This is a genomic window from Erwinia wuhanensis (assembly GCF_030484085.1).
GTDB lineage: Bacteria > Pseudomonadota > Gammaproteobacteria > Enterobacterales > Enterobacteriaceae > Erwinia > Erwinia aeris.
Window position 1 is genome coordinate 283107 of the sequence record NZ_JAUJUH010000007.1, and the last position, 8816, is coordinate 291922.

The 8816-nt window shown below is 54.3% G+C and carries 9 protein-coding genes, 3 tRNA genes and 2 rRNA genes; 6 read left to right on the forward strand and 8 right to left on the reverse strand.

What is annotated here, in order from left to right:
- Nucleotides 1-68: 68 nt before the first annotated feature.
- Nucleotides 69-758 (forward strand): fructose-6-phosphate aldolase, encoded by a 690-nt coding sequence (gene fsa, locus QZH36_RS17435; RefSeq protein WP_301730753.1) that lies wholly within the window; start codon nt 69-71, stop codon nt 756-758.
- Between the two features lie 67 nt (nt 759-825).
- Here fsa and QZH36_RS17440 read toward each other — a convergent pair.
- Nucleotides 826-902: transfer RNA gene (locus QZH36_RS17440), tRNA-Asp, on the reverse strand.
- Nucleotides 903-1025: 123 nt separating this feature from the next.
- Entirely contained in the window at nt 1026-1760 is a 735-nt protein-coding gene (gene dnaQ / locus QZH36_RS17445; RefSeq protein ID WP_125288912.1) for a DNA polymerase III subunit epsilon, read from the reverse strand.
- A gap of 51 nt (nt 1761-1811) precedes the next feature.
- On the opposite strand from dnaQ, the gene rnhA reads away from it, so the two are divergent.
- Nucleotides 1812-2279: a ribonuclease HI gene (gene rnhA / locus QZH36_RS17450; RefSeq protein WP_253455354.1), complete on the forward strand. Its 468-nt coding sequence runs from the start codon at nt 1812-1814 to the stop codon at nt 2277-2279.
- On the opposite strand, the gene QZH36_RS17455 is transcribed toward rnhA, so the two are convergent.
- Nucleotides 2264-2995 (reverse strand): class I SAM-dependent methyltransferase, encoded by a 732-nt coding sequence (locus tag QZH36_RS17455; RefSeq protein ID WP_253455355.1) that lies wholly within the window; start codon nt 2993-2995, stop codon nt 2264-2266. The genes rnhA and QZH36_RS17455 overlap by 16 nt on opposite strands.
- A gap of 44 nt (nt 2996-3039) precedes the next feature.
- On the opposite strand from QZH36_RS17455, the gene gloB reads away from it, so the two are divergent.
- The 3 genes from gloB to QZH36_RS17470 all read left to right on the forward strand — a co-directional run bounded on the left by gloB (nt 3040) and on the right by QZH36_RS17470 (nt 6030).
- The gene (gene gloB, locus QZH36_RS17460) at nt 3040-3795 is read left to right on the forward strand and encodes a hydroxyacylglutathione hydrolase (protein ID WP_253455356.1); all 756 of its coding nucleotides are present in this window, start codon (nt 3040-3042) and stop codon (nt 3793-3795) included.
- Nucleotides 3796-3865: 70 nt separating this feature from the next.
- Complete coding sequence (mltD, locus tag QZH36_RS17465) at nt 3866-5224, forward strand: murein transglycosylase D (protein WP_125288908.1); 1359 nt, start codon at nt 3866-3868, stop codon at nt 5222-5224.
- 107 nt (nt 5225-5331) lie between these two features.
- Nucleotides 5332-6030 (forward strand): cyclase family protein, encoded by a 699-nt coding sequence (locus QZH36_RS17470; protein ID WP_301253371.1) that lies wholly within the window; start codon nt 5332-5334, stop codon nt 6028-6030.
- Here QZH36_RS17470 and QZH36_RS17475 read toward each other — a convergent pair.
- Complete coding sequence (locus tag QZH36_RS17475) at nt 6027-6812, reverse strand: endonuclease/exonuclease/phosphatase family protein (RefSeq protein ID WP_253455358.1); 786 nt, start codon at nt 6810-6812, stop codon at nt 6027-6029. The two genes, QZH36_RS17470 and QZH36_RS17475, sit on opposite strands and share 4 nt — an antisense overlap.
- Nucleotides 6813-7202: 390 nt before the next feature.
- Here QZH36_RS17475 and yafC point away from each other — a divergent pair, with 390 nt between their 5' ends.
- Nucleotides 7203-8099, forward strand: coding sequence for a DNA-binding transcriptional regulator YafC (gene yafC, locus QZH36_RS17480; RefSeq protein WP_301730754.1), 897 nt, complete (start codon nt 7203-7205; stop codon nt 8097-8099).
- 126 nt (nt 8100-8225) lie between these two features.
- Here the strand turns inward: yafC and QZH36_RS17485 are convergent.
- The 4 genes from QZH36_RS17485 to rrf (QZH36_RS17500) form a co-directional block, all read right to left on the reverse strand.
- Nucleotides 8226-8302, reverse strand: a tRNA-Asp gene (locus QZH36_RS17485).
- A 116-nt stretch (nt 8303-8418) separates the two neighbouring features.
- Nucleotides 8419-8534, reverse strand: a 5S ribosomal RNA gene (rrf, locus tag QZH36_RS17490).
- Between the two features lie 32 nt (nt 8535-8566).
- Nucleotides 8567-8642, reverse strand: a tRNA-Thr gene (locus QZH36_RS17495).
- A gap of 52 nt (nt 8643-8694) precedes the next feature.
- Nucleotides 8695-8810, reverse strand: a 5S ribosomal RNA gene (gene rrf, locus QZH36_RS17500).
- Nucleotides 8811-8816: the final 6 nt, after the last annotated feature.

The following is an 8816-nucleotide window of genomic DNA, read 5'->3' on the forward strand; positions in this document are numbered from 1 at the left end:
GCAATAAACAAGTTCACGCAGCGGGTAATATTTCGGAATTGCGATCGTCAACAGGCTTAAGGAGCTATATGGAACTCTATCTTGATACTGCGGATGTAGCGGTGGTAAAACGTTTAGCGAGGATACTGCCGCTGGCGGGCGTGACCACCAATCCGGCTATTGTCGCCGGCGGGAAAACGCCGTTATCCATTCTGTTACCTGAGTTGCAGGCGGCGCTGGGCGGCCAGGGCAAAATTTTTGCTCAGGTTATTGCCGCCCGGGCGGAAGAGATGGTGGAGGAAGCGTTACAGCTGCGCGCGATCCTTCCTGATGTGGTCGTAAAAATTCCGGCTACGACAGAAGGCCTGGCGGCAATCAGGCAGCTGAAAAAAGAGGCTATTCCAACGTTGGGCACCGCCGTTTATGGCGCAGCGCAGGGATTGTTCTCGGCGCTGGCTGGCGCGGAGTATGTCGCGCCTTACGTTAACCGTATTGACGCCCAGGGCGGAAATGGCATTCAGACAGTAGAAGCACTTCAACAGCTGCTTGCTCTGCATGCGCCGGGGGCTAAAGTGCTGGCGGCCAGCTTCAAAACGCCTCGCCAGGCGCTGGAGTGTATGCTGGCTGGCTGCGAAGCAATAACGTTGCCGCTGGATGTGGCCGAACAGATCCTCTCTGCGCCAGCGGTTACCGCCGCGGTCAATCAGTTTGAACAGCAGTGGATAAAGGCTTTTGGAACCGCGAGGCTGATTCAGGAAGAGAAAAGCGGAAAGGAATAAAAATCACGGGCTGTATGCCGAAATGACGAAAGCCCGATGCATTGCTGCATCGGGCTTTCCGGATACTTGGCGGAACGGACGGGGCTCGAACCCGCGACCCCCTGCGTGACAGGCAGGTATTCTAACCAACTGAACTACCGCTCCGCGCTTTGTTCCCCGTCGGGAACGGGGCGAATATTACGGTGCGGCCTGCATCCCGTCAATGCTTTTTCTTAAGCTTGCTGATCGACTGCCTGTTTTTTCGACTCTTACGACATTTCAACGTCTTCAGGCACGCCAGAGGCAGCTTCCGCCCTTCTTCATCACCAGATCGAGGCGGGATTCGTGTTCGGCAATCTCTTCGTCCGTCGCCGCTATCACGCACAGGCCAGAAGCCGGACGCGTGATGCGATAGATGGTTTCGTCGTTGCTCTGCTCCTGCCTGTCGCCCTCCATCGAAAACTTCAGCGACGTCTGCCCACCGGTCATGGTCAGGAAGACCTCGGCCAGAATTTCGGAGTCAAGCAGAGCGCCGTGCAGCGTTCGCTTACTGTTATCTATTTCATAACGCGAGCAGAGCGCATCCAGGCTGTTGCGCTTGCCGGGAAACAGCCTGCGCGCCATCGCCAGGCTATCGGTTATCTGGCAGAAGGTTTCGGTTTTGGGGATATTGCGGCCAAGCTTGCCGAATTCGTAGTCCATAAAGCCGATATCAAACGAGGCGTTATGGATCACCAGCTCGGCACCTTCTATATAGGCCAGGAAATCGTCGGCAATGTCGGCGAAGGTCGGCTTATCCGCCAGAAATTCGTCGGCAATACCGTGTACGCCGAACGCTTCCGGATCGACCAGGCGATCGGGCTTGAGATAAACATGGAAGTTGTTGCCGGTGAGACGACGGTTTACCACCTCAACGGCGCCGATTTCAATAATGCGGTGCCCTTCATAGTGCACCCCGATCATATTCATACCGGTGGTTTCAGTATCGAGGACGATCTGACGCGTTGTATTTACTGTGCTCATAGGACCCGTTTATGTCAGACTTGGCTTTTTTTCACAGGGAGTCTACCAGAGATGCCTAAACAGGTAGAAATTTTCACCGACGGTTCTTGTCTTGGCAATCCTGGCCCGGGCGGATACGGCGCAATTTTACGTTACGGCCAGCACGAGAAAACGTTCAGCGCCGGCTATCAGCTGACCACCAATAATCGAATGGAGCTGATGGCGGCTATCGTCGCGCTGGAAGCGCTGACTAAACCCTGCGACGTCGTGCTGAGTACCGACAGCCAATACGTGCGTCAGGGCATTACCAGCTGGATCCATAACTGGAAAAAGCGCGGCTGGAAAACGGCGGACAAAAAGCCGGTTAAAAACGTCGATCTCTGGAAACGGCTGGATACAGCACTGGGCCAGCATCAAATTACCTGGGAATGGGTAAAAGGCCATGCCGGCCATCCTGAAAACGAACGCTGTGACGAACTGGCGCGCGCGGCCGCCGGCAATCCATCCTTTGAAGACATCGGCTATCAGTCAGCATCCTGATGGCGTCGACGCATCCGGCTGGTTGCGCCAACGGCGGGTGCAAGCCTTCTTTGGGCCGCTGCCTTTTTGGCCGGATTCATCGTTAACGGGAAAGTCCGCTTGCGCGCGACGATAATGCTCAGGCAGCCCAGCGCCGGAAGATGCGTGCTGATGACCTTACCGCCCTGACGATTCCACGGCAGCACCTGAAAGCGCGAGCGCTGCACCACCTCGTAGTTTAACAGGCTGAGCCAGTCCATCAGCCTGGTCTGGGTAAACATCCGACTGTTCCACGGCACGCGTTGGCGCAGGCCGGGCACCAGTTTGCCCGTCCCCAGCACGCTGAACAGATTGAAGCCGCTGATAATCATCCAGCCGTCATCGATCAAAACGCGATCTACCTCGCGCAGAATACGGTGCGGATCGCTGCTCCAGGCCAGGCTGTGCGCCAGTAAACAGGCATCAACCGATTTTGATTCAAAAGGCAGGCTGCCGGCATCGGCCAGAACCTGCAAATTGTCGCCCTGTAAGCCAACGTTGACCTGATGCGAAATGGCGCAGCTTGCCGTGTCGATTTCCGCGCTCAGCGAGCCGATTTTCAGCAAATGAAAACCGTATAGCCTGTCCAGACAGGGTTGCAGATGCCGGGTCAGCGCGTCACGATAGTAGTCTCCCCAGGGGATGTCCGCCCAGGAATACGGCACGTGACGAATATGGCGTGTTTTAGCGGGCTTCATGCTTTACCATCTTCTTTCCATTGCGGCCAGTCAACGAGGCGATAATGAATCTTACCAGCATTCCGGCTTTTCAGGATAACTACATCTGGACATTAAATAACGATCGGGGCGACTGCCTGATTGTCGATCCGGGCGAAGCGGCACCGGTACTGACGGCCATGGAAAAAAACCAGTGGCGGCCAGCGGCGATCCTGCTGACGCATCATCATCACGATCACGTTGGCGGCGTGAAAGAACTGCTGCAACATTTTCCCGATCTGGTGGTGTACGGCCCGCAAGAGACACAAGATAAGGGAAGCAATCGGCTTGTCGCTGAGGGTGATAAGGTCGCTATTTTGGGCCTCGAATTTAGTGTGATTGCTACGCCGGGGCATACTTTAGGACATATCTCATACTATAGCGCACCTTACCTTTTCTGTGGTGATACGCTGTTTTCCGGCGGCTGTGGACGTCTGTTTGAAGGTACCCCTCAACAGATGTTCAATTCTTTTCAAAAGCTTAATCAGCTTCCGGGAGAAACGCTGGTGTGCTGCGCGCACGAATATACGTTATCGAATATGAAGTTTGCCTGCTCGCTGCTGCCACAGGATACGAAAATAGCGGGCTATTATCGCGAAATTAAGGAGTTACGTGCAAAAAACGCGGTTTCCTTGCCCGTAACGCTCGCTTTTGAGCGGCAAATAAATGTTTTTCTGCGTACGCAAGATGCTGATTTACAGAAAGTTATTGGCTTCGAAACACCTCCGCAACAAGAATGGCAAGTTTTTGCAACTCTACGCGAGAAGAAAGACCATTTTTGATTTTTCGGGTTGTGTTGAGCAGCCCGAGCACGTATAGTTGCTCGTCTTTTAAGCGAACAATGACACACACATGAAGGCTAAAGCGATATTACTACTCGCCTCGGTCCTGCTGGTGGGGTGCCAGGCGCCTAAGCACGACGCCCCCGAACAGCATGCACAGAGTTTGTCTTCAGCACAGAGCAGTCAGAACGCAGATCGGTTGTTATCGCCACGCTGGCAGGACGATGGGACCAGCCTGACGAAAGATCAGGATCTGTGGAATTTCATTAGCGATGAGCTGAAGATGAAGGTTCCGGAAAACCCCCGGATACGCGAACAAAAACAAAAGTATTTAAGAAACAAGAGCTATCTCCACGATGTAACGTTACGGGCTGAGCCGTATATGTACTGGATTGTCGAGCAGATTAAGCAACGTAAGATGCCGATGGAACTGGTACTATTACCCATAGTGGAGAGCGCTTTTGATCCTCATGCGACCTCTTCTGCCAATGCCGCAGGCATCTGGCAGATCGTGCCGCAGACGGGGCGTAATTATGGTCTTAAGCAGAACCAGTGGTATGACGGTCGTCGCGATATTGTCGCCTCTACCAAAGTCGCACTGGATATGATGCAGCGGCTGAACGGGATGTTCGGCGGTGACTGGCTGCTGACCGTGGCCGCGTACAACAGCGGCGAAGGCCGCGTGCTGAAAGCGATAAAAAGCAACAAGGCTCGCGGTAAGGCTACGGATTTCTGGTCGCTGTCGCTTCCGCATGAAACCACGGTTTATGTGCCGAAGATGCTGGCGTTAAGCGAGCTGTTGAAAAACAACAAGCGTTACGGCATCCGTCTTCCGGAACCTAACGAAACCCGTGCGCTGGCGCGTGTTGAAGTGGGTCAGCAGATTGAGCTGACGCAGGCGGCGGAAATGGCCGGCATGTCGCTGAACAAGCTGAAGAGCTTTAATACAGGCTACAAGCGCGGGATGACGGCGCCTAACGGCCCGCACTATATCATGGTGCCGAAGTCGCACGTGGCGCAGCTGCGCAACTCCCTGGCAACAGGCGATATCGCGGCGGTGCAGCCAACGGCGCTGGCCAGTACCAGCACCTCTTACAAGGTGCGTAATGGTGATACCCTGTCAGGCATTGCAAAACGCCTGAACGTGTCGGTGAAGACGCTTCAGCAGGCTAATAACCTGCGCGGCGTGAACATCAAACCGGGGCAGACGCTCAGCCTGGGCGGCGGCGAAAGCGCAGCCAGACTGGCCGATAATGGCAACAGCATCACCTATAAGGTTCGTAAGGGTGATTCTCTGGCCAGCATCGCAAAACGTCACGGCGTGAACACGAAAGATCTGCTGCGCTGGAACAGCGGCGGTTCGGCGAATATTCAGCCCGGCGACAGGCTGACGCTATTTGTCACCAACAACGCCACGCCTGACAGCTAAAGCTCAGTTTAAAAACCAGTCTTCGGACTGGTTTTTTTATGCCCGACATTTCCCGCTCCCCTCTCCTGTGCTTTACTGCCCCTCTGTCCAACGATCCTGAGGCCGCCATGACGAATGATCTGGTTGCGCTGCTGAACCAGCATCGCCTGATTGAACTGAGCCACGTTTATGAAGAAGGCATGCCGGTCTGGCCCGGTGACGGGCGCTTTTTCATGAGCAGCGCAGAAACATTCGCCGCAGGCGACGGTAACTATAACTGTCAGCTGAGCTTAGGCGATCATTGCGGCACGCATATAGACGCGCCGGCACATTTTATACCGGGCGGAAAAAGCATTGATAAGGTTGATATTCGCCAGCTGAGCGGGCGTGGTCGCTGTCTGGATATGACCCATTTGCCGCAAAACAGCGCGATTACGCGTGCGACGATCGTGGACTGGGAAGGCAGATACGGCGAAATAGCGGCAAAGGATATCGTCCTGTTTCATACGGGCTACGATAAAAAGTGGCGTTGCCGTCCCGATCATACCGCGTTTATGAACGGCTGGCCGGGGCTGTCAGCCAGAGGCGCAGATTACCTGTTGGGAAAAGGCGTTACGGTTTTCGGTACCGATGCGATGTCGCTGGATGATGCAGGCAGCAAAGATTATCCGGCTCATCAGGCGATACTAAGTGCCGGAGGCCTGATCGTTGAAAGCCTGGCAAACCTTTACAGCCTGCCGACGGCTTTTACCTTTATCGCTTTGCCTTTGCGCATCAAAGGCGGCTCCGCCTCGCCCGTGCGCGCCGTGGCTCTGGTACAGGATTAAGGCTTAAACTCAACCAGTAAAGGGTTATGGTCGGAAGCACGCGTCACCAGCACGGAGGCCTCCGCTACGCCCATATCGCGGTAGAAAACGAAGTCCAGCGGCCTGCCAAAGGCTTTACGGCGATGGTCGTCGGTAAAGTTGACCTCGTGCAGCCCCATATTATGGGCAAAGGTATAAAGCGCATTGATCCGCTGGCGGCTCCAGGCATTAAAATCTCCGGCCATAATCACCGGCCCTTTATGGTGAATAATCTGTTCGCCTATAGGGCCAAGCTGCTTGCTGTATACGTCGATCCCCAGGCTAAAGTTGACCGCATGGATATTCACCACCATCAGCATCTTGCCGTCCGGTAGCGGATAGGCGGTGACAAGGGCTGATTTAGCCAGCCGCAGCAGCGGTTCACGTTCGCGCAGCGGATAACAGTAGACGGGATGCGCAGCGGCCAGCGTCATCACGCCGGAAGGATGCTGCGGCAGGACGAATGCCGGTACCTGATCCGCCGCCAGATAGTTACTGGTGGCAAAACGGATCAGCTCTGGGGTCGTCTGCGCTTCCTGTAGCAATACCAGCTGAGCGTCTTTACCGAAGTTTTGTAATACCGAAAGCCATTCGGCGCGCTGCTGTTTAAATATGTTCCATACCAGCACCCGTAGCGTAGCGTGCTCTGTCAGTGGCGCACCGGGCGGTAACGCTTTGCCCATATGCAGCATAGCGCCCGGCGGAAAAATACGTTCCGCTGGCTGCCCTGCTACATATCTCATGGCATAAGTTTTTTTCCGCACGTTAGCGTCTGACCTCTGCGTGTTGATCAATGATCCTGCATTCAGTTATAGGGACTTTATGGCCGGGTTTCAATCGGAGGCGCCTAATAAGTGCCAGCTGAAGGTAAGCAAATACAAACTTTTGGTTGTCCGCCGCCTGTAACTGTAGTCGATTTAACGCACCGGCTCCGGTTATGTATCTGATAGCGTTCATAACAGGGCAGAGATCCGACTGTTTACAGGCCAGACGAGCACCGGGCATTTTCAGACAACGCCACAGGGATGCTTTATTGCTGTCAACGCACTGACAGAGGCCAGTCAGCCTCACCCGTTGTCTGGCTTCCCCTGCTTCCTCATGCTTTAATTACCGCCTGCAGGCTCCAAAAAAAGCATTACGTTCAGGAAGCAGTCATGAAGGCAAACTCAGAGGAACTGGCGATTTTTGTCGCCGTGGTGGAAAGCGGCAGTTTCAGCAAGGCCGCCGAGCGGCTGAAAATGGCAAATTCTGCTGTTAGCCGTGCGGTAAAAAAGCTGGAAAACAAGCTCGAGGTAGAGCTACTGACACGCACCACCCGACAGATTAAATTAACCCAGGAAGGCGAAGCCTACTTCAAGCGCGTTCAGGCGATTCTTCAGGAGATGTCCGCAGCGGAAAACGAGCTGGCAGAACGAAAAAGGCTGCCAAAAGGGTCACTGCGTATTGATGCTGCTACGCCGGTGGTTCTGCATCTGTTAATGCCGATGATTAAACCTTTTCGGGAGCGCTTTCCTGAAGTCACCCTCTCTCTGGTTTCATCCGAAACTTTTATCAATCTGATTGAACGTAAGGTAGATATCGCTATCCGTGCCGGTAATCTTACTGATTCCAGCCTTCGCGCGCGCCTGCTGTTTAATAGTCGACGTAAAATAGTCGCCAGCCCTGGCTGGCTGCAACAGTTCGGCACGCCGCAAACCGTAGAGGATTTGGCACAGCACGACTGTCTGGGCTTTGTTGAACCCCTGAGCCTGAACCGTTGGCCCATTGCTAATGCAGACGGGCAGCTTTATGACATTACGCCCGCCAGTACCTCAAACAGCGGCGAGACGCTCAGGCAGCTGTGCCTGGCCGGCAACGGCATTGCCTGCCTGTCGGACTTTATGATCAATAAAGATTTAAACGATGGTTCGCTGATAGAGGTTATGGCCGACAGGCTTGTGCCGGTAGATATGCCATTTAACGCGGTTTACTATGGGGATCACTCGGCTAACTCACGCGTTCGCTCTTTTATTGATTTTGTCAGCGAATGGCTCAGGCAACATCCGCTTTAAAGAAAAAAGATAGTCGAAGGCTGGCCTGTCCAGGAAGGAATAATGGCAGAACACAGGCAGGCCGGCTGACCAAAACTTACACGCAAAAAAAAAGCCCTGAGCGTTAGCTCAGGGCCTTATATAAAGTGGCGGAACGGACGGGGCTCGAACCCGCGACCCCCTGCGTGACAGGCAGGTATTCTAACCAACTGAACTACCGCTCCACCGATTCTGTACTGAACTCAGAATGTTGCTTCCGATCTCAGGTGTTTCGCCCTTTCCACGTCACTGGAAGGCCTGAGCGCAAACGGTTTACTCACGTTTACTGCTCTTAATTGATGCCTGGCAGTTCCCTACTCTCGCATGGGGAGACCCCACACTACCATCGGCGCTACGGCGTTTCACTTCTGAGTTCGGCATGGGGTCAGGTGGGACCACCGCGCTAAAGCCGCCAGGCAAATTCTTTTACCGCACTCAAGCCATATTAGTGGTGCTGATACCCAGAGTCGAACTGGGGACCTCACCCTTACCAAGGGTGCGCTCTACCAACTGAGCCATATCAGCACGCTTATTACTTACAGTAAGCGGAATAGTCACGCTTAATGCTTAAATTGATGCCTGGCAGTTCCCTACTCTCGCATGGGGAGGCCCCACACTACCATCGGCGCTACGGCGTTTCACTTCTGAGTTCGGCATGGGGTCAGGTGGGACCACCGCGCTAAAGCCGCCAGGCAAATT

Coding starts and splice junctions, on each gene's coding strand:
- fsa (WP_301730753.1), top strand. CDS start 69: ATGGAACTCTATCTTGATACTGCGGATGTAGCGGTGGTAAAACGTTTA.
- dnaQ (WP_125288912.1), bottom strand. CDS start 1,760: ATGAGCACAGTAAATACAACGCGTCAGATCGTCCTCGATACTGAAACC.
- rnhA (WP_253455354.1), top strand. CDS start 1,812: ATGCCTAAACAGGTAGAAATTTTCACCGACGGTTCTTGTCTTGGCAAT.
- QZH36_RS17455 (WP_253455355.1), bottom strand. CDS start 2,995: ATGAAGCCCGCTAAAACACGCCATATTCGTCACGTGCCGTATTCCTGG.
- gloB (WP_253455356.1), top strand. CDS start 3,040: ATGAATCTTACCAGCATTCCGGCTTTTCAGGATAACTACATCTGGACA.
- mltD (WP_125288908.1), top strand. CDS start 3,866: ATGAAGGCTAAAGCGATATTACTACTCGCCTCGGTCCTGCTGGTGGGG.
- QZH36_RS17470 (WP_301253371.1), top strand. CDS start 5,332: ATGACGAATGATCTGGTTGCGCTGCTGAACCAGCATCGCCTGATTGAA.
- yafC (WP_301730754.1), top strand. CDS start 7,203: ATGAAGGCAAACTCAGAGGAACTGGCGATTTTTGTCGCCGTGGTGGAA.